Source organism: Enterococcus sp. AZ170 (assembly GCF_050545135.1).
GTDB lineage: Bacteria > Bacillota > Bacilli > Lactobacillales > Enterococcaceae > Enterococcus_L > Enterococcus_L ureilyticus.
In genome coordinates this window covers 2,945,761-2,967,288 of the sequence record NZ_CP172947.1, presented here as the reverse complement: position 1 = coordinate 2,967,288, position 21,528 = coordinate 2,945,761, and the positions used below count along the sequence as shown (strand labels likewise).

The following is a 21,528-nucleotide window of genomic DNA, read 5'->3' as shown; positions in this document are numbered from 1 at the left end:
CTTGGGTCACTTTTTTTATAAAAAAATGATTCAAGGAGAGGAAATACTATCATGCGTTATGAAGAAGAAAGTAAAAAAATCATCGAACTTGTCGGTGGTAAATCGAATATCAATAGCTTAGTTCACTGCGCGACGCGTTTAAGATTTAGCTTGAAAAATACGAAAAAAGCGGACAAAGAAGCTTTGGAGAAATTACCCTATGTGATGTCAGTTGTCAATAGTGGTGGACAATACCAAGTGGTGATCGGCAGTAAAGTACCAGATTATTATGCAGCGATTCAATCACTCGCTGATTTAAACGAAGATGCACCTAAAACTGAGAAAAAATTAAGTTTCAATTATGTATTCGAAGTGATTTCCGGTGCCTTTTCACCACTGATTCCAGCAATGGCAGGATCTGGAATGATCAAAGCGATTTTAACGATTTTAGTTGAAATGAAATTATTGGCTGATACCAGTTCGACTTATATGGTTCTGAGTGCGGCAAGTAACGCAATCTTTTACTTCCTACCTGTTTTTCTAGGAATTACATTGACTAAAAAAATTGGTGGCAATATGTATGTGGGTGGTGTAATCGGCGCAGCATTACTGGAACCGTCGTTTACTGGCATGATCGGTCAGGAAAAGCTTGATTTTCTAGGCATCAATTTAAATGTTGTTGATTATGCAACAACCATTTTCCCGATTTTTGTCGCAATCTTTATTTATTCATTCGTGGATAAATTCTTACGCAAAATTATTTTTAAAGACCTTCAATTGTTCGCTGTACCAATGTTCAGTTTGATGATCATGGTACCATTGACTGCTTTATTATTCGGTCCATTTGGAACGGTTATCGGAGATGCACTTTCTCAAGGCGTGATGTGGTTGATTGGCAAAAGTGCACTGCTTTCAGGAATCGTCTTAGGTGGTGGTATGCCGTTTATGGTCATGTTTGGGCTTCATTGGGGCTTTTCTCCAATCACGCTTGAAAACTTAACGGTGATGGGCGGCGATCCAATAGAAGGAATGGCTGTTGCAGCTGTTTTTGCCCAAATCGGAATCGCAATTGGTTTTTATTTAAAATCTAAAAAACATTCTAAAATGAAAGCTTTAGCTGGACCGCTAGCCTTAACTGGTTTATTTGCAGGAGTAACTGAGCCAATCGTTTACGGGTTGATTTTAAGATACAAACGCTTATTACCGATTGTAGCGATTTCTGGCGCTATCGGCGGCGCAATTTGTGGTGTGACAGGTGTTACCATGAATGCTTATGTGTTCCATAATATTTTCTCTATCCCTGTTTATACCCCAAAAGTGGGTTACTTCATCGGAGTAGGTGCAGCATTGATTGCAGGCGCAGTATTGACCTATTTCTTTGGTGTCAAAGAAGATGAAATGGTCGACTTCTTACCTGAAATAGATCAAGGAGAAGATGACTTTCAAGAAGAGCCAGCCACAACAAAAATCGACACAGAAACAACAATTTATGCACCAATGGAAGGAACTGTGATCCCTTTAACAGAAGTTGATGATGATGTATTTTCTAGTGAAATCGCAGGCAAAGGGGTCGCGATCATTCCGACAAGTGATAAAGTCATTGCACCATTTGACGGAACAGTTGTTGCTATTTTCCCATCAAAACATGCGATTGGTTTAAAATCAACTGGCGGTAGCGAATTGTTGATTCATATCGGTATTAATACAGTAAATTTGAATGGGGAGCATTTTGAAACAAAAGTTGCAATGGGGGATACAATCACACGTGGACAAACTTTACTTATATTTGATCGTGAAAAAATCGAACAAGAAGGCTATGCCATGACCTCCCCAGTTATTTTAACAGATGCTCAAAGTATGGAAACGATGACGATCATCAATGATCAAGCCCTCGTAACGCCAGAAACTAAGTTATTTAATGTAGGGAAAAATAAGGAGGAATCGAAATGAGAGAGGATTTTTTATGGGGCGGTGCAGTCGCAGCACACCAAGTAGAAGGCGGTTGGAACAAAGGGGGTAAAGGAGTTAGTATTGCAGACGTGATGACAGCAGGCTCGAAAGATCACGCAAGAGAAATTACAGATGGAATTGTAGCAGGGAAATTTTATCCCAATCATGAAGCCATTGATTTTTATGGGAACTACAAAGAAGACATTCAATTGTTTGCAGATATGGGCTTTAAATGTTTAAGAACAAGTATTGCCTGGACAAGAATTTTTCCAAATGGCGATGAAAAAGAACCAAATGAAGCAGGATTAGCGTTTTATGACGATGTATTTGATGAACTATTGAAACAGGGAATTGAACCTGTGATCACCTTGTCTCACTTTGAGATGCCATATCATCTTGTGAAGCAATATGGCGGTTGGCGTAGTCGAGAATTGATCGGTTTTTTCACTAATTTTGCTATAACCGTTATGAAACGTTATAAGGATAAAGTAAAGTACTGGATGACGTTCAATGAAATCAATAACCAACGAATCTTAGAAAATCCGATTTATTCATTTACAAACTCTGGAATCCTTTATCGAGAAGATGAAGATAAATTAGAAACAATGTATCAAGCGGCCCATTATCAGTTTGTAGCAGGAGCGATAACAGTTGCACAAGGGAAAAAAATCAATCCAGCCTTTCATATCGGCTGTATGCTAGCGGCAACACCAAACTATCCATTAACAAGTGACCCGAAGGATATCATCGCAGCCCAACAAGAGGACGAAAAACAATTATTTTTCACTGATGTTCAAGTGAGAGGAAATTATCCTCGATGGGCGGTGAAAGAATGGGAAATAAATGGGTACAAATTAGATATTACGGATGAAGATCTTCAGATATTAAAAGCTGGAACCGTAGATTATATCGGAATCAGCTATTATTTAAGCAACACAATTTCGACTAGACCAGAAGCCATTCGTTTAGAGGATGATTTGCTTGGTGATAGTTCACTAGTTGAAAATCCGTATGTTGGCATGACAGAATGGGGCTGGTCAATAGATCCTACGGGGCTACGACACTATTTAAATCTACTAAGTAATCGCTATGAGCGCCCCATTTTCATTGTCGAAAATGGCTTTGGCTACGCCGATACATTAAGCGAAGGGCATGTTCATGATGTCGAAAGAATCGATTTTCTCAGTCAACATATCAAAGAAATGAAAAAAGCAATCGAGCTAGATGGCGTAGATGTACTAGGTTATACCGTTTGGGGATGTATTGATCCAATCTCATTTACAACGGGAGAAATGCGTAAGCGCTATGGGTTTATCTATGTCGATCGCGATAATCAAGGAAATGGGTCGCTGAGACGAATCAAGAAAGATTCATTTGCGTGGTACAAGCATTTGATCCAAACGAATGGCTCAGAAATCTAAGCCAAAATAGCAACCAGCTCTCATTGTATTTTAGTAAAATAAAAACAGTGAGAGCTTTTTTGTACGAAAAAGCATAAAATAGAAAGGAACAATAAAGAATGGGGAAATAAAAAATGAAAAAAAGAATCGGAGCACTACTAGTTTTTGTAACGATTGTTTTATTACTGAGTATCCATTTTGGTAATAAGCAAAAACACAGTGAAGAAACTGTATTTAAAAAAGAAGGCATCGAATTTTGGGTCATCAGTGATCCTCATTATATCGATAAAAGTTTGACAGATTCAGGCTTAGCATTTAAAAAAATTAAACAGACCGCAGCCGGCAAAGAGCTGGAGCATCAAAAAGAAAGCTGGCAGGCATTAATCAATAAAGCAATTGAGCAAAAACCAGATATGTTGATCATCACAGGTGACTTAACCTTAAATGGCGAAAAAGTCAGCGCAGAAAAGCTGGCGGAATTCCTTACACAGCTGACGGATCATGGCATCAAAGTATTTGTGATTCCAGGCAATCATGATGTTAATGATGGTTGGGCAAGAAAATTTGTTGGAGAGAAGCAAGAAAAAACAGAAGCCATCTCGACCACTGATTTTAAAGAAATATTTGCCAATTTTGGCTATCAAACAGCAACGAACTATGATAAAAGCTCATTAAGCTATGCAGTAGCAGTCAACCAACAATACAATTTTCTTTTCCTTGATTCAAATATCTATCCAGATAATGGCCAGTCACAAGCTAGCCCAACTACAGGTGGGACGATTCGAGGCAGGACAATGAAATGGGTCAAAGAACAATTGGAAACAGCGAAACAAGAAAAGAAGCAAACACTAGTATTCATGCATCATAATCTTTATCCCCATAATCAATTGTTATCAACAGGTTTTGTGTTGAATAATGCTGAAGAATTTAAGCAAGTTTTAGCTGATTATCAAGTACCAATCGTTTTTTCAGGACATATTCACGCTCAAGATATCATGACAGAAACCATCGGTCAGCATGAATTGACGGAAATCGTGTCTAGTTCCTTCTCGATAGCACCACAAGGATATGGTGTTGTGAAGCTAAATGGGCAATCATTTGACTACCAAAAAAAAGAAAATGCCTCTACTGTAGCTGTTTCCCAAATCGAAGATTATTCAGCATATAGTAAAGCATTATTTATTGAAGATGGCGAAAGACTAGGCTATGAACAACTCATTGATGCTGGATTATCTGATAGTAAAAAACTGGATGTGGCAGCCGAATTTGTCGGGCAAGTAAATTATCGCTTCTTCTCAGGCAATGATTTTAGTAGCGACAAACAAGAAGCAGACCTCAAAGTAGAACCAGGCTATCAAATCATTGCCGAGAATAGTCGATTTCTAAAAGAGTATATCGACTCGATCATTCAAGATAAGAATCAGTCGGATAATCAATTTAATAAGAAATTGACAGATTGATCAAATTCATTTTTTAAGCTTCTCTCATTCAATACGAAAAGGGGGAGGCTTTTTGTCGATAGCTTTTCGCTATCATACCTGCCAAATAACTATTATAAGTTTGCGAGATTGTGTACTATTATAAGAAGATAAAGAAAACGCTCTAAAAAGAGTGGACAAACAAGTAAAGGAGAAAAAAAGATGGAATTGATTTCAGGTGAAAAAGGTTTTGAGTTGGTTCATCAAAGCGGTAATTGGATTTTAAAAAAGGATATTGGTTTTTCCCCAGTCGAAATGTTAGTGGCATCCATTGGCGCATGTGGTGCTTATGTGTACGAAAAAATATTAACAAATTCCCATATTGATTTTACAATTGCCAATGTAGCAATCTCTTATGAAAGAACAGAAATACAAGCAAAACCCTTGAGCAAAGTGGTCATCACCTTCTCTGTTCAAATTTCTGAAGAAGAGCATGGAAAAGCCGAGCGAGCATTGAAACTGATCGGCAAAAATTGTCCAGTCATGCAGTCGCTAGACCCTGCCATCACAGTTGTTGAAGAGGTTGTTTTTATTTAGTGTGGTGACACACTCTTTACAGAAAAGAGGAATACGATGAAAAAGATCATGACCGTCAGTTTTATAGGATTATTACTCGTTTTAACAGGTTGTAACGCAGCGAACAAAACAGAGTCCACTGAGTCAAAAAAAGCCATCGTTCACTTTACAGAACCAGCTGAATTATTGACATTAGATACGACACAAGAAGAAGATTTCACTAGTTTTAATGCCCAAAATCAAGTGCTTGAAGGACTTTATCAATTAAATGAAAAAGACGAAGCAATCCCAGCTGTCGCAAAAGAATTACCTGAAATTAGTGCAGATCAGCTAACCTACACGATTACTTTGAGAGAAGACGCAAAATGGTCAAATGGGGATCTTGTTACAGCAAATGACTTTCTCTATGCTTGGCGGCGTGCCGTGACACCAGAAACAGCACCTTCTTATGCTAGTCTATTTGTGTCATCAATCAAAAATGCCGATGCGGTTTATCAAGGAAAAATGAAACCAGAACAACTTGGAGTAGAAGCACTGGATGATCAAACTTTGGTGATTCATTTGATCAAACCAATCCCGTATTTCACTTCCTTATTAACCTTTGAAACATTTTTCCCAATCAATCAAGCATTTGCGGAAAAACAAGGCAAAGATTACGGTACCTCAAGCACAACAACAATCTACAACGGACCTTTTACGTTAGCTGGCTGGGAGCAAAATTCAGATACTTGGCAATACGTGAAAAACCCTGAATATTGGGATAAACAACATGTGTTAGTGGATGAAATTCAAACAACTGTTGTTAAATCAACCAGTACAGCCGTTAATTTATATCAAACAGACGAACTAGATCGCGTAGTTTTAGACGGAGAATTTTCTAAACAATATAAAAATGATCCCGATTTCCAAAATCAAAATGATACTAAAATGGGGTACTTGCGTTTTAATCAAGGACAAGGGAAATTACTTGAAAATAAACAATTGCGAAAAGCACTTTCTTTAGCTATCGATCGAGAAACGTTTGTAAAAAATGTCTTAGGTGATGGGTCTATTGCCGCTGAGGGATTTGTGCCGCAAAACTTTGTGCAAAATCCTACGACTGGTGAAGATTTCCGTAAAGAAAATGGGGTTCAGCAAAAATTTGATCAAACAACAGCTCAAAAAGCATACGAACAAGCGAAAAAAGAATTAAACAAAGCAGAGATTACCTTGGTTTATTTGACCAAAGATACCGATACGGAGAAAAAAACAGCCGAATACTTAGCCAGTCAAATTGCTGAAGTACTGCCAGAAATTAAATTTGAGATTACAACATTACCTAGTAATAACGTGCAGGAACGGTACTTGTCAGGAGATTATGATATTGCTTTTGGTCAATGGATGCCTGATTTTAAAGATGCCATCACATTTTTAGATATGTTTGCCTCAGATTCTGGATTGAATCATGTAAATTATAAAAATCCGAAATACGATCAATTGATCCAAGCTGCTTCTGAGACTGATGCGGCTAATGAAGAAAAAAGATGGTCAGATCTATTACAGGCAGAAGAAGTCTTGTTAGCAGAAGATTATACGATTGCCCCGATTTACCAACAACAAACTGCATTACTGCAAAAGCCGACAATCACTGGTGTAGTGAAACACAGTTTTGGTTCACCTTATAGTTTTAAATCTATTCAAGTGAAAGAATCAAAATAATTAAGAAGAGGTGGGACAGGAGTGTTTAATCCCGAGAAATAAGAAGGGATTCACGAAAATTGCTCTTCAAATCTTAGTGCTTTAGCACTTAGAATTTGATGTGATCGAAGCGAAGCGTAGTGATTGCTTCTGCTCCCACCGTTTATACGGATTCCTTGAGTCTGAGAGATAACTCGTAAAGTTATGTCTCAGACTCTTCTTTTTTTTGTAGAAAATTCATTTTATCACTTGACACATGAATGTTCGTTCATGTATTATGGGTGTATGATATATGAACAGTTATTCATCTGAAAAAAGTACGTGTATCTTTTCAGAAAATAACCTAAAAAAGGAGGATGAATAAAATGGAAACCGCAAAAACTCATGAGCACGATTGTTCTAAAGAAGAAGGACATGATCATGGTCACAGCCACAATCACAGCCATAGTCATGGAGGAAAATCACCAGTTGTTTTATTTTTTACAGGATTAGCGTTTTTTATCGTTGCATTTTTCATCAATGAAGGTTCGCTTTTCCAACAAATTCTGTTTGTCAGTGCTATGCTATTATCCGGCTATCACATTATTTTAGAAGGAATCGTAGATACGATCAACGAATCGAAACAGCAAAGGAAATTTGTACCGAATGTTCATATTTTGATGACCTTAGCGGCGTTTGGTGCCACGATCATTGGAAATTATGAAGAAGGAGCCTTGTTGATCATCATCTTTGCAGCAGCACATTTCCTTGAAGAATATGCTGAAGGACGCAGCAAAAGAGAAATCACTAATCTGCTTAAAATGAATCCAACAGAAGCACGTTTGATCCAAGCTGATGGCAGTGTGAAAACAGTAGACGTTTCAGTATTAAAGATCGGAGACAAGCTACAAGTATTAAATGGTGACCAAATCGCAACAGATGGCATTATTCTTTCAGGAAGAACCTCTATCGATGAATCATCTATCAATGGAGAAAGTATTCCTAGAGAAAAAACAGTAGGAGATGAAGTCTTCGGTAGTACCATCAATGGCAGTGGAACCTTTACGATGGAAGTCACAAAAGATAGCAGTGATACTGTATTTGCTAAAATTCTTCAATTGGTCAATCAGTCACAAGCAAACCTGTCAAAAACAGCCACTAAGATTCAAAAATTAGAACCATATTATGTCACGATCGTTTTGATCTTAGTGCCAATCTTTATCGCAGTAGGGCCAATACTCTTTAACTGGTCTTGGAATGAAAGCTTTTATCGTGGAATGGTGTTTTTGATTTCCGCTTCTCCATGTGCATTGGCAGCAAGTGCAGTACCAGCAACGCTATCAGGGATTTCTAATTTAGCTAAACGCGGGGTGTTATTTAAAGGCGGTTCCTATTTGGCTAATCTGGCGACAATCAAGTCAGTCGCTTTCGATAAAACAGGAACCTTGACTAAAGGCAAACCATCTGTCACGGATTTTTATTTCTTGACAGATTCAGCTACTGAACAAGAACAAGCATATATTGATCTCATTGTTGCGATGGAAAAAACAGCGAATCATCCATTAGCCAATGCGATTTTAGCTAAGTTTCATGCAAAAACAGTTTTGGACGTAACTGTGGAAAATGAGATTGGTAAAGGCTTGGTGACAGAATATCAAGGAAATACGTATCAAATCGGTAAACCAGAAATATTTAGTTTAGTCAGCACACAAATCAATGCTCATAATGAACAATACGCCAAAGAGGGGAAAACAGTTGTTTACTTTGCTGAAAATAACGAAGTTGTAGGCTTGATTGCAATGATGGATGTCCCAAATGAAAACGCGAAATCAGTAATCAGCTATTTAAAATCACAAGGAATTCATACGACTATGATTACAGGAGATGCAGAGTTAACAGGACAAGCAGTAGGATATCAAATTGGAATCGATGAAGTAGTCGGCAATGTTCTGCCAGAAAATAAGGCTGCAATCATCAAGAATCAACAAGCTCGTTTCGGTAGTGTTGCCATGTTAGGTGATGGAGTCAATGATGCACCAGCACTAGTAACAGCAGATATTGGTGTGGCAATGGGAGAGGGCACCGATATCGCTATTGACGTGGCGGATGCGGTATTGATGCAAAATGATCTAACTAAATTCAGCTATGCGTATAAAGTATCCAAACGTCTAGATCGTGTTGTATGGCAAAATATCTTCTTTTCAATGTTTATTGTAGTGTTATTGATCACCTTGAATATTCTTGGGAAAATGGATATTACAATTGGTGTTATTGCACACGAAGGAAGTACATTACTAGTTATTTTAAACGGATTACGTCTGTTGCTGCCATCAAAAGAATAAACAAAAAAAGAAGTGCCTACTGGGCCTTCTTTTTTTTCATGTGTTGACAGCCCTTACAATATTTGCTATTCTAAGTATTAAGCAATGGATGTTATTACTTTGGGTAAGCATGCCATGCGGTTTTTGAACATTATTTTATTGGATGTTATCACACAAGTGAGCATGACCTATTTGCACCGTTTTTTAGCGACGGGTAAATGGGATTTTTTTGTAATTGGGGACTTATTATGATCATAAAAAGAGTACTAAATAACAATACCATCATTTCTACTAATAGTAAGGGTGTGGAAGTTCTTTTAATGGGAAAAGGAATCGCTTTTGGTCAGAAAAAAGGCCAAACCGTCGATTTGGAATTAGTTGAAAAGACCTTCCTGTTACGAGATAAAGACACACAAAATAAATTTACAGAATTATTGATTGACGTGCCAATGGACCACATTTTAGTAGCGGAGAAAATAATCAACTTTGGTAAAATTAAGCTAGGGAAAAACCTCAGTGAAACGATTTATGTCAATCTAACCGATCATATTCATTCAGCCGTCGAACGCTATCAAGAAGGGATTATCTTAAAGAATCCTTTACGTTGGGATATTGAACGCTTTTATCCCGATGAATATGTAGTTGGGGAAAAGGCAATCGAGATCGTTCGTAATGAATTGGGTGTGGAATTTGTGATTGATGAAGCGGCCTTCATTGCAATTCATTTCGTGAATGCAGAGCAATCTAAAAGTTTTGACTTGGCTTACGAAATCGCTGAAATCACTAAAAATATCGAAGATATCGTGAAAAAAGAATATAACACAGAATTTGATGAATCTTCGCTCGATTATTATCGTTTTATCACTCACGTAAAATTTTTTGCTCAACGCCTGTTAGTTGGGGAACACTATGAAGATGAAGATTCTGAATTACTTGATACGTTGAGGAAAAAGTATGAATTGGAATATCGTTGTTCAATAAAAATCAGCGACTATGTCCAGACGACCTTTGAGTACGATTTAAGTTCCACTGAATTAGTTTATTTAACAGCGCACATCAGAAGAATAACGAAAAATTTATAGACAAATAGGATTGTTATCCATTAGGAGCATGACCTAAAATAGTACGCATAACAGCGGCTGTTTTAGGTTTTTTTCATGTAGAAAGGAAGAGCAAAATGAACTATAAAGAATCAGCAAAACAAATACTGGATTTAGTTGGAGGAGAGGCTAATATTCAATCCGTCACTCATTGTATGACACGTTTACGCTTTGTTTTACGCAACGAAAGTTTAGTAGAAGATACTCGTGTCAAAGAGGTTCCAGGCGTAATGGGCGTTATGAGAAAAGGGGGGCAATATCAGGTTATTATAGGGAATGATGTGGCCTCTTATTATAAAGAATTAGCTAAATTAGGTCATTTTAGCAACCAATCTTCAACTGACGATACAGGAACAAAGAAGAATCTGTTTGAAGCTTTCGTGGATGTGATTTCAGGCTGTATGTCACCTTTGATTCCTGCAATGTTAGGTGGTGGTATGATCAAGGTATTGTTGATTTTACTACCGTTGATGGGCATTTTAGACGACAGCAGTCAGACGTTTGCGATCCTATCATTTTTTGGGGATGCGCCATTTTACTTTATGCCGATGATGCTGGCCTTTACTGCTGCACAGAAATTTAACGTTACACCAATGCTGGCCGTCACCGTTGGTGGAATCATGTTGCATCCAAATTTTGTAGAAATGGTCAATGCTGGTGATCCAGTCCATTTTCTAGGATTACCTGTTACTTTAGCATCATATGGTTCCTCAGTGATCCCCATTTTGATCATGGTTTGGTTAATGAAATATATTGAAGGTTTCTTTGACAAAATTATTCCAAATGTCATCAAAAGCTTCACTAAACCGTTGCTTATTTTATTGATTTCAGGACTAGTAGCTTTAATCGTGGTGGGACCTTTAGGAACCTTTGCAGGACAATTATTATCTTCTGCTATTATTTGGATTCAAGGGAAAGCTGGTTGGTTAGCGTTAGGATTGATGGCAGCGTTTATGCCGCTGATTGTCATGACAGGGATGCACTGGGCATTTGCACCGATTTTCCTAATTGCTTCACCAGCCACACCTGATATTTTGATCCTACCTGCAATGTTGGCCGCAAACTTAGCTCAAGGAGCAGCAGCATTAGCAGTTTCAGCTAAAACAAAAGATAAAAATTTAAAACAAGTAGCTGCCGCTTCCGGAATTTCAGCATTATTAGCAGGGGTGACAGAACCCGCCCTATATGGTATTACATTGAAATATAAAAAACCATTGTATGCCGCGATGATTTCAGGAGCAGTCTGTGGTGTATACATGGGAATCACAGGGTTAGAATCATATGCGTTTGCTGTACCATCGCTTGTTTCATTACCTCAATTTATTGGTGGGCAAGGAAATGGAAATATTATCAATGCGATTGTTGTAGCAGTGATATCTATTGTGTTGACATTTATTTTAACTTGGGTTTTCGGTATTGATGAAGTGGACAAAAATGAAACAGAACAGCATATTGAAATTTCAGAGGCAGTTGAAACTGGCAGTAATGATCCTAAAAAAATCTATGCCCCGATGAAAGGGCAAGTAATACCATTAGAACAAGTAAAAGACGATGCTTTTTCAGGGAAAATGATGGGAGAAGGTCTTGCGATTATTCCCGAAGAAGACACGATAAAAGCACCTTTTGACGGAGAAGTAACGGCCCTTTTTCCTACAAAACATGCTATTGGTTTAACAAGTGACTCAGGAATCGAACTATTGATCCATGTAGGGATCGATACTGTAGAATTAGCGGGACAATATTTTACAGCGTTTGTTGAAACGGGAGACAAAATCAAAAAAGGACAAAAATTACTATCGGTCGATTTTGCGCAGATAAAAACTGCAGGATATGATACCACAACCCCGATTGTAGTAACGAATTCAGAATCATTTATTGATGTTGTTGCAAAAGAAGGAACTGAAACAGAAAGTCAAGAGACTATTTTATATATTGTTTAAAAAAAAGGAGGAGCGAACATGTTAACATTTCCAAAAGATTTTTTATGGGGTGGCGCAATTGCTGCCAATCAGTGTGAAGGAGCATATAATGAAGATGGTAAGGGCTTAAGTGTGGAAGATGTTGCACCCCATGGCTGGAAAGGTGAACCTACAGCAGAACCAACTTCAGATAATATGAAACTGGTCGGGATTGATTTTTATCATCGTTATAAAGAAGACATCAAGTTATTTGCAGAAATGGGGTTTAAAGTATTTCGATTATCCATCGCTTGGTCCCGAATTTTTCCTCAAGGAGATGAGACGCAACCCAATGAAAAAGGGTTAGAATTTTATGATAAAGTGTTTGATGAATGCCATAAATATGGAATGGAGCCGCTTGTTACGTTATCACATTATGAAACGCCACTCCATTTATCAAAAACATATGATGGTTGGCGTGATCGTAAAATGATTGGCTTCTTTGAACACTACGCTAAAACTGTTTTCACTCGTTATAAAGGGAAAGTGAAGTATTGGCTGACATTTAATGAGATCAATTCAATTACACACGCACCATTTCTAAGTGGAGGCATTTATACACCAAAAGAAAAACTATCCCAACAAGATTTATATCAAGCCATTCATCATGAACTAGTTGCCAGCGCTAAAGCTGTTAAAGCTTGTCATGAAATCCTTCCGGAAGCTAGGATCGGTTGTATGATTTTAGGGATGCCTGTTTACCCACTGACACCAGCACCAGCGGATGTTTTGGCTGCATTGCAGACAGAAAGAGAAAACTTTTTCTTTTCTGATATACAGGTAAGGGGAACGTATCCAGCCTATACCAAACGTTTTTTCAAGGATAATGATATTCAGCTCAAGATAACAGAACAAGATAAATTAGACTTGCTTGAAACGGTGGATTTCATTTCGTTCAGTTATTACATGAGTACCTGTGAATCTTCAGATCCTACTTTAGAGACTGGAGAAGGTAATATTTTAGGTGGCGTGCCAAATCCTTATTTAAAAGCAAGCGATTGGGGCTGGCAGATCGATCCAGAAGGGTTGAGATATTATTTAAACATTTTGTATGATCGTTATCAAAAACCTGTCTTTATTGTTGAAAATGGTTTTGGTGCAGTCGATGAATTGATTGAACTCGAAGACGGTACAAAGACTGTGATCGATGATTACCGTATTGACTATTTGAAGAATCATCTAGTTCAAGTAGCTGAGGCTATTGAAGACGGTGTAGAAATTATGGGTTATACTTCATGGGGCTGTATTGATTTAGTCAGCTTTACCACGGCTGAATTAAAAAAACGCTACGGATTTATTTACGTTGATCGCAATGATGACGGAACAGGGACTTTAGAACGGTATAAAAAGAAAAGCTTTAAATGGTATCAAGAGGTGATTACAACGAATGGTCGCTGTCTCTTAAATGACAATAGTTGCTTATAGTGGATCAATCTAGAAAATAGCTTCATAAGTCATGAAAAAAATGAGTAATTTGTGTGAAATAATCATGAAGGCTGAGAAAAATCTTTTAATACTACTAATTAATTATAATTAAATTAATAACAAATAAATTAATTTGTTTAATTTGGGAAAAATGATAATTATTTATATTGAAATGAAGTAGGTTCTTATTTTATTAGAGCCTACTTCTTTTTTTAGTATTAAATATGAGCGTTAAAATAAAATAAAGACATAAATAATATGAATAAAGCTCGGTATCTTGAGTTGTGTAAAACAGAAGGTATCTTTTTTGTAAGTGGTAGATAGTAAATTCACTTTGATATCAAAATTACAAAAAAATGAATTTTTTCATTAATATTAATAATAAAAAAACATGTATTTAATTTATTGTAAGAGTATTTTTTTGGAAACTAAAAATGAGCGTCCTTTTAGTTTCGTAAAATTAGGAATAAACCGCTAATTCAGTTTGTTTGTTTAGGGTTTATCTGATAGAATAGAACAAGGTAGGCGTGTTTTTGGATGTTTTTCAGTAAGTTTTTTATTGAACAAATAGTAGTTGAATAATAAGGAACCTGATTAGCCGAGTGAGCTAGGTCAAACTACTACTGAAAAACATATACCTAAAGTGAAGTTGGTTATTTTTACAAATCAAAAATACTACACTTGTCACTATAGTTACATATATCGACAAATCACATAATTTACTTAGTATTAAAATCAGTATGTTAAAAATAATCAAAAAAAGAGACAGTCCCATTTTTGTAGAAGGAAGTGAGCATATGCTAAAAATTTTTGGCAAAGGCAAAGGTAAAAAAAGAAAAAAATATGAAGATTACGATGATGAATATGATGACGATGATTATGAAGATTACGATGATGATGAGTATGATGACGACGAAGACTACGACGACGATGAATATGATGACGACGAAGACTACGACGATGAATATGATGACGACGATGATGATGATGAATATGATGACGACGAAGATGACGACGAAGACTACGACGATGATGATGAATATGATGACGACGAAGATTATGACGAAGATGACGACGAAGACTACGATGATGATGAAGAGGAACGTTCGTTATTTTCTCGTAGGAAGAAAAAACCAACTCCAGCACCTACTAAAAAACCTAAACCAAAGAAAAAACGACCACCAATCCATGAAGTTATCGATGATGATGAATTAGAAGAGCTTCAAGAAGAAAACGCACAACTTCAAAGTGAAATTCGTGAGTTGAAAGCTGAATTGCGTAAGAGTAAAAGAGAAAGCTCTCAATTACAAAACGAGGTAGAAGCCTTACGTGAGTCAAACGAATCATTAGAAAATGAGTTGGCCATGGTTCAAGCTGTGCCAAAAGATTACGATGCACGAATGGCCGAACTGGAACAAGTAAAAAGCAAGTACAACAGCCTATTACGAGACAGCAACCGTCAGATGGACGAAACTGATTTAAACCGTAAAAAAGCAGAACGTTTTGCCAATAAAATTAGACAGTACGAACAAGAGCTATTGGCTAAGCAAGAAGAAATCGATAAATTGACAGAAGATCGTATCGTGATCATGGCATCAGATACTCCTACGGATACAGGAGCTTATGAAGAATTAGCGAAGGTTCGTCAAGAATTAGAAACAACAAAACGTCAATTAGCCCAAAAAACAATCGATGTCGATCAGCAATTATCTAAAGAAGATATCGGTGAAGTGTTGCTTGAGGCCAAGAGACAAGCTAAAGAAATTATCAGCCAAGCTAATCAACGTGCACAAATTATTAATGAAGAAACAAAGAAAAAAGCAGGCGTCTTAAAACGCTTAGAGCGTGCGGAACAAGAATACCAAAACTATTACAAACGTATCAAAGACGTGAAGGAAGAATCAGAACAAGCCTTCAACCAAATCATCAATTTGGTGAAAGAAGATCCTGATCAATAAGAAAGAGAGGACACAGAATGAAAAAAAGAAATCTAAACAGTAAGAAATTACGATTATTGAGTGTAGGGTTACTTACTTCAAGTGCTGTCCTTTCTGTTACCGATGTTCAACCGATTGTTGCCAAAGAAGTCGACGATACAGTAACTTCAGGCTCCGAAGAACAAGAGAGTGTAGCTATTTTATCTTCAACTAAAGAACATGAAACAACAGAAAGCACAATAGAAGGAATTGAAACGAGTTCCTCTACAGATACTAGTACAACCTCGTCAACAACAGATTCAACAGCTGAAACAAGTAGTGAATCAACGAGCTCAACAGAAGATACTAGTTCTACACACGAGACAACAGATTCAACCAGTACATCTGAGACATCATCAACTAGTTCTACAACAAGCAGTAGTACGACAAGTAGTAGCACAAGTTCAACAACACCGGCAAAACCAAAACCAAAGCCGAAACCAAATAAACCAGCACCAAAACCAAATAAACCAGCACCAAAACCAAATAGACCTTCAGTCCAAGGTCCAAGCTATCAGCCAAATACACCTGCTCCATCGTCAAACAGACCAAATACTGGAACAACGACAGGTGGCAATACTGCTGGTAGTTCAGCTGGGTCTGATCAAGTGTTTCATATCAGTCCGAACTTGACAACAAAAAGCTTTGTCAAAGTGATTGGTGAAGATGCCCGCACAATTGCAGGTGAGAACAATTTATATGCATCAGTAATGATTGCTCAGGCAATTTTAGAAAGTGCTTCTGGCAATAGCGCACTAGCTTCTGCACCAAATTATAACCTATTTGGAATCAAAGGAAGCTATGAAGGGGCAAGTGCAAACTTTCTAACAAGTGAAGACAATGGTTCTGGTGGTATGTTTACGATTCGTTCTAATTTTAGAAAGTATCCTTCTTACAAAGAATCGCTAGGCGATTACGTGAAGCTACTTAAAGGTGGTACAGATTCTAGCAGTGCATTTTATAGTGGTACCTGGAAAAATAAAACGACCTCTTATAAAGATGCGACGAAGTTTCTAACTGGACGTTATGCAACGGATACTAGCTATAATTCTAAATTAAATGGTTTGATCGATGCGTATGATTTAACACAGTACGATACGCTGAAAGATAAAAAGAACAGTAAAAAAGCGAAGAAAATCACGTTGAACACCTCTTTTGATAAATTAGAGAAAAAAGACGATGACAAAGATCAAAAAATTGAGTACCTTACTCACGTTGTGAAAAAAGGTGAATCACTTAAATCAATCAGTGAACTTTATAATATTTCCACATTAGCTATTTTGGAAAAGAATCAATTAGATCGACGGATGCTCTTTATCGGTCAAAAACTGAGCGTGCCAAAACAAGAAGATCCAAGCACTGTTATAATGAAAGAAGACGCAGTAGATCGTTCATTAGAAATGGTTCAAAATCTATCTAACGCTTTCACAAATCAAGGGACGACTCAAACAACAGCTAAAAAAGAAGCTAAGACCGCTTCCTCAGCTAAAAAAGAAACTAAAACAACTTCTTCAACTAAGAAAGATACAAAAACAACAAGTACCAGTGAAACAACAACTAAAAAAGATACAAAAGATTATCAAGTAAGTGCAACGCGCAAGAAGACAAAAGAAACATATGAAGTGAAAAAAGGAGATACTTTAGCGAGTATTTCTAAAAAAACTGGTATTTCTGTTTGGTCGTTAAAAGAGTGGAACGATCTAGAACAGTACTTCTTAACAGAGGGACAACAGCTTATTTTAACCCCAGTACATGATCTTCAATCATAAAAAGAAAGGAGAACGGTTTAATGAATGATTATTTCGATGTTTTTTTTCATCAACAAGCAATCCCATTCACTTTAGGGACCGTTCTCTACCAAAAAAACAGCACAGAAGAAATCATTGAAGCGTGCGAAACACTCTATGAACGCTCAACAGGAGAATTTCTCACTTTTCGGGAAAATGATGAACTTTCTCGAAAAGTAATTTCTTCGCCCATTAAAAAGCATGTAGAAATTCAGTTTTTTCAAGCGCAATTAAATTGGGATGTTTTATTGGAAGAACTAGAAGAACTCTTCCCGCAATTTATTTGGACGAGAATCATCGAAGAAGTCGATGGCGCTTTTAGTACATATTTTTGTGAGTTCGTTCCAGTCTCACTAAACTCAGAAGACGAACCAGTACAATTTGTTGTTTCAACTAGTTTAGAGCAGATGGGGTATTCAAAAAATCAATCTGTCAGCAGTATCCTAGAAGCAAAACTTCTTTCTAGCTTTCAAGAGGAAGAGGATGTCTCTTTAGCAGGTGAAACACTTAGCTTTCCAGTAGAAGTATCTGTAGAGGAAAATGATGAAGAGATACCGGACTTTGATCATTCGTTTTTGGAGGCTGAGGAGTTAGAAACCGAAACCGAAACCGAAACCGAAACCGAAACCGAAACCGAAACCGACATTGAGATCGAACCTAAAAAAGCAGCTGACACAACAGCTATTGCTCGTTCAGAGGAAAATGAAGTTCTTTTCCTCAAAGAAAGTCTAAAACGAGAAAAAGCGTCAAAGGAACGTGTGCGGGTAGCAAAAGAAAAATTGGAGTACGAGCTGCTCGCCATAGAAAACAGCTTACTCGTTAGTGGCTTAAAACGATTTAAGAAGCATCAAAAAAGTACAATAGATGAAGAAGACTGGTATAAACCTGTTCGAATTGATTTGATTCAGTATGATGATCTGTATAAAAAGGCAAAATTTATTGAGCAATCTTGGCGTTTAAATCGTCAATTAGTCACAACTACTGAGCGAATGACCGTGACGAAAGATCAATGGGTCTATGAACGAGCACGGATTGAAAAAATCAAGAACAGTGTATCTGAAATGGATTTACAATCGATGATGGAGCAATGCCATTTGATCAATGAGCGAGTAAAAATTCGTCCTGGGTTCTTATTTTTTAAACCCAGAGTAAAATTATATCAAATCGATTATGAACAATTAGAGAAAATCAGTGCTTTCTTTGACATTATTCAAACGGAGAATCGATTATTAGAATCAGTAATTGAACAAAAAGATTTAAATGTATAGTCAAAAGCATAAAAGGGCTCTTTGTCAACTAATGTTGGTGAAGAAAATCTAAAGAATTAAATCGATTAATATGATTCCTAGAGGAAATTTCGGCTCTTTGTCAACTAATGTTGGTGAAGAAAATCTAAAGAATTAAATCGATTAATATGATTCCTAGAGGAAATTTCCTCTAGGTTTTTCTATTTTCTTGAAAAAGAATAGTGCCAAAACATAAAGAAATTCTCAACTTAAAATTGTAAAAATTACGAAACCCATAAGCATTTCTCTTCAACACTTTAATATGGTTGTTTAAACATTCCAATGGTCCATTAGAATAAGGCAATTCTAGCGCATTTTTAATTTCATTTTTGTACTTCTTAAAAGTACCAATAGTCGTTTGATAATAGGTAGGAAGACGACAAAAATCTTCGTCTAATAGTGCACAAAACCGAGCAAAATCTCTTGTCTGTACGGCATAAAGAAAGTCCTGATAACAGGTGTAGCCACTTTTCAATTCGTCATCATACGCAAGTAAACGATCCACGACTTCTGTTTCAGTTAAATAGGTGCGGAAGGAAGAACGCCAAAGGCGTTTTTCAAAATCAAGCTTCGACTGATTTTTTTGAAGAAGTTTCCAGTATTTCTTCAAGTGTCGATATTTTTTTGCTTCTGTATTTCCCTGATGAAGAAATGTATTCATTCTCTGAATACGGTGCTTTAAAAAGGTTCGGCTGATGAGTTGGACAATATGAAAGCGATCAAGAATAATCTGAGTCGTCGGAAATAACTTTTTAACGAGAGAAAAATAAGGGGCATACATATCGCAAACAATATACTTAACCGTTTTACGAACAGCCAAAGGAAAACGTGAAAAATACCGCTCTAGAAAAGGGAGCTGACGATTTTCAACGACATCAATTAACTGCTTTGTTTGACCATCCATCATGATAAAACTCATAGAAGCGGTGACTTGCTTAACTGATTTAAATTCATCAAAACAAAGGACTTCAGGTAAAGTGAGTCGGTTGATTTTTTTAGGTTCATAAAATCGTTTTAGGACACGATAAACAGAAGAGACAGAGACCTTCTTTTGACGCGCAATCTCACTCATAGAAGTGGTTTTTCTGAGTCTATCGGCAATGGATAGCTTCACTTTAGTTGAAATCGAACAATGTTTTTCAACAAGACTCGTTTTAGCAACGAACGATCGATTACAGGAGTAACAGAAGAAACGGCGTTTCTTCAAGCGTAAATACGTTTGATACTCCGAAACATCATTCAGTAAAATCAGACAAGTTGTAAAGCCCCAACGTATAATGGCGGCATTCTCTTTCGATTCACAATGAGGACAAACATGAGCAGCATAATCGAGCGTACCTGAGAAGACCTGACAGATTCTACCTTTGATTCGTTCTTTTTTTAAGCCATTTTCATTAAAAGTAATGTTTAAGTCTAGAATATCTAAGGTTTCTTTGATAAGATTGGTGTAGGACATCTTGATTTCTCCTTTTTGAATGGGTTTAGACGACTTAATTCTAAAGGATATCAGGGTGTCTTTTCTATTATTTTGCATTAAAAAGATGCCGGTGATTTCTCACCAACATCAGAAAGTATAGAGCCCATAAAAGCAGAATCCTAGTCAATTATGGATTCTGTTTTTTTGCTCTATTTTGATTGAAAATGACGTGTATTTACTTAATCGGTTTATAAAAATGGGCCAAACTTACTGAAAAAAGTGCTCGAATTGATAGCAATTCAGACAAATATCTTGTAATATTTCTAGAATTTTGTAATATGACAACCGTTATCGAATCGAAAAAAATAAATTTCAGAAAAAATCATGAATTTTTCCATTTCTAAAATCAACTACAAATCAAGTGCGAACAAGTGTTTTTCTGCTCTAATTTTACAAGCTGTTACGCAACGAAAACACTCGTAACGAATTGTCACTAGATCTTCACCTATGAAATATTTTTAGATGTTAAAGTATGCAAAGTCGATAAACAAACGACAAAAATATTTTTTACAAAGGAGAAACAACATGAAATCACTTAAAACGATTTTATTCGCAACAACTTTGACTGCAGGATTTGGAATTTTTATGGGAACGACTGACGCGCATGCCGATAGCTTATATACAGTAAAAACTGGAGATACATTATCTACTATCTCTCATCAGTTTAGTGGAGACAATAGCTTGATTGATTTGATTGCTAAGGATAATAACATTTCGAATGTAAATATGATCTTTGAGGGCGAACAATTAACGATTCGTACCGCTGATGAGACAACTCAAGCACCGACTCAGCAAACCCCAGTAGCGGAACCTGTACAAGAAGTACAAGAACAATCAGCTCCTGTTGCTCAAGAAGTAGCGCCAACTGCAACAGCTACAACTTCTTCTGCAAAAGAATGGATCGCGCAAAAAGAATCTAGCGGTTCATATAATGCGACAAATGGCAAATATATCGGGAGATATCAATTAGATGCTTCTTATCTAAATGGTGATTACTCTGAGGCCAATCAAGAGCGCGTAGCAGATAGTTATGTAGCAGGACGTTATGGTTCATGGGAAGCTGCACAAGCCTTTTGGTTAGCAAATGGTTGGTATTAAGAAAAAGTAGACTATTCTAAGAAGTAGCCATTTATTGGTTACTTCTTTTTTTATGTCTTAGTTTAAATGCTATCAGACGACTTTATTTCAGAATAGAGTATAATTTAATTAAACGAAAAAA

The 21,528-nt window shown here is 36.8% G+C and carries 14 protein-coding genes; 13 read left to right on the top strand and 1 reads right to left on the bottom strand.

Annotated elements, in window-relative coordinates; translation table 11 throughout:
• Positions 1–51: 51 nt before the first annotated feature.
• From IGJ55_RS14265 to IGJ55_RS14210, 12 genes are all read left to right on the top strand, one after another.
• Positions 52–1,929, top strand: a complete 1,878-nt coding sequence (locus IGJ55_RS14265) for a beta-glucoside-specific PTS transporter subunit IIABC (RefSeq protein WP_430606693.1) — start codon at positions 52–54, stop codon at positions 1,927–1,929.
• Positions 1,926–3,350: a 6-phospho-beta-glucosidase gene (locus tag IGJ55_RS14260; RefSeq protein WP_429948646.1), complete on the top strand. Its 1,425-nt coding sequence runs from the start codon at positions 1,926–1,928 to the stop codon at positions 3,348–3,350. The genes IGJ55_RS14265 and IGJ55_RS14260 overlap by 4 nt, the downstream gene beginning before the upstream one ends.
• Before the next feature lie 113 nt (positions 3,351–3,463).
• On the top strand, positions 3,464–4,789 hold the full coding sequence (locus tag IGJ55_RS14255; RefSeq protein WP_430606692.1) for a metallophosphoesterase: 1,326 nt from the start codon (positions 3,464–3,466) through the stop codon (positions 4,787–4,789).
• A gap of 180 nt (positions 4,790–4,969) precedes the next feature.
• A complete protein-coding gene (locus IGJ55_RS14250) occupies positions 4,970–5,344 on the top strand; it encodes an OsmC family protein (RefSeq protein WP_069641550.1) in 375 nt (124 codons plus the stop codon).
• A 36-nt stretch (positions 5,345–5,380) separates the two neighbouring features.
• A complete protein-coding gene (locus IGJ55_RS14245; RefSeq protein WP_429948650.1) occupies positions 5,381–7,021 on the top strand; it encodes a peptide ABC transporter substrate-binding protein in 1,641 nt (546 codons plus the stop codon).
• A 344-nt stretch (positions 7,022–7,365) separates the two neighbouring features.
• On the top strand, positions 7,366–9,321 hold the full coding sequence (locus tag IGJ55_RS14240; RefSeq protein WP_430606691.1) for a heavy metal translocating P-type ATPase: 1,956 nt from the start codon (positions 7,366–7,368) through the stop codon (positions 9,319–9,321).
• A 227-nt stretch (positions 9,322–9,548) separates the two neighbouring features.
• Entirely contained in the window at positions 9,549–10,382 is an 834-nt protein-coding gene (licT, locus tag IGJ55_RS14235) for a BglG family transcription antiterminator LicT (RefSeq protein WP_069641553.1), read from the top strand.
• Between the two features lie 95 nt (positions 10,383–10,477).
• The gene (locus IGJ55_RS14230; RefSeq protein ID WP_430606690.1) at positions 10,478–12,340 is read left to right on the top strand and encodes a beta-glucoside-specific PTS transporter subunit IIABC; all 1,863 of its coding nucleotides are present in this window, start codon (positions 10,478–10,480) and stop codon (positions 12,338–12,340) included.
• Between the two features lie 18 nt (positions 12,341–12,358).
• A complete protein-coding gene (locus tag IGJ55_RS14225) occupies positions 12,359–13,783 on the top strand; it encodes a glycoside hydrolase family 1 protein (protein ID WP_069641555.1) in 1,425 nt (474 codons plus the stop codon).
• A gap of 797 nt (positions 13,784–14,580) precedes the next feature.
• The gene (locus tag IGJ55_RS14220; RefSeq protein WP_430606689.1) at positions 14,581–15,741 is read left to right on the top strand and encodes a hypothetical protein; all 1,161 of its coding nucleotides are present in this window, start codon (positions 14,581–14,583) and stop codon (positions 15,739–15,741) included.
• 17 nt (positions 15,742–15,758) lie between these two features.
• Positions 15,759–17,528 (top strand): glucosaminidase domain-containing protein, encoded by a 1,770-nt coding sequence (locus tag IGJ55_RS14215; protein WP_430606688.1) that lies wholly within the window; start codon positions 15,759–15,761, stop codon positions 17,526–17,528.
• 20 nt (positions 17,529–17,548) lie between these two features.
• A complete protein-coding gene (locus tag IGJ55_RS14210; RefSeq protein WP_430606687.1) occupies positions 17,549–18,814 on the top strand; it encodes a hypothetical protein in 1,266 nt (421 codons plus the stop codon).
• A gap of 169 nt (positions 18,815–18,983) precedes the next feature.
• On the opposite strand, the gene IGJ55_RS14205 is transcribed toward IGJ55_RS14210, so the two are convergent.
• Positions 18,984–20,288 (bottom strand): ISL3 family transposase, encoded by a 1,305-nt coding sequence (locus IGJ55_RS14205; protein ID WP_430606686.1) that lies wholly within the window; start codon positions 20,286–20,288, stop codon positions 18,984–18,986.
• Between the two features lie 546 nt (positions 20,289–20,834).
• On the opposite strand from IGJ55_RS14205, the gene IGJ55_RS14200 reads away from it, so the two are divergent.
• Positions 20,835–21,407 carry a LysM peptidoglycan-binding domain-containing protein gene (locus tag IGJ55_RS14200; protein WP_069641559.1) on the top strand — a complete coding sequence of 191 codons (573 nt, stop codon included), beginning with the start codon at positions 20,835–20,837 and terminating at the stop codon, positions 21,405–21,407.
• Positions 21,408–21,528: the final 121 nt, after the last annotated feature.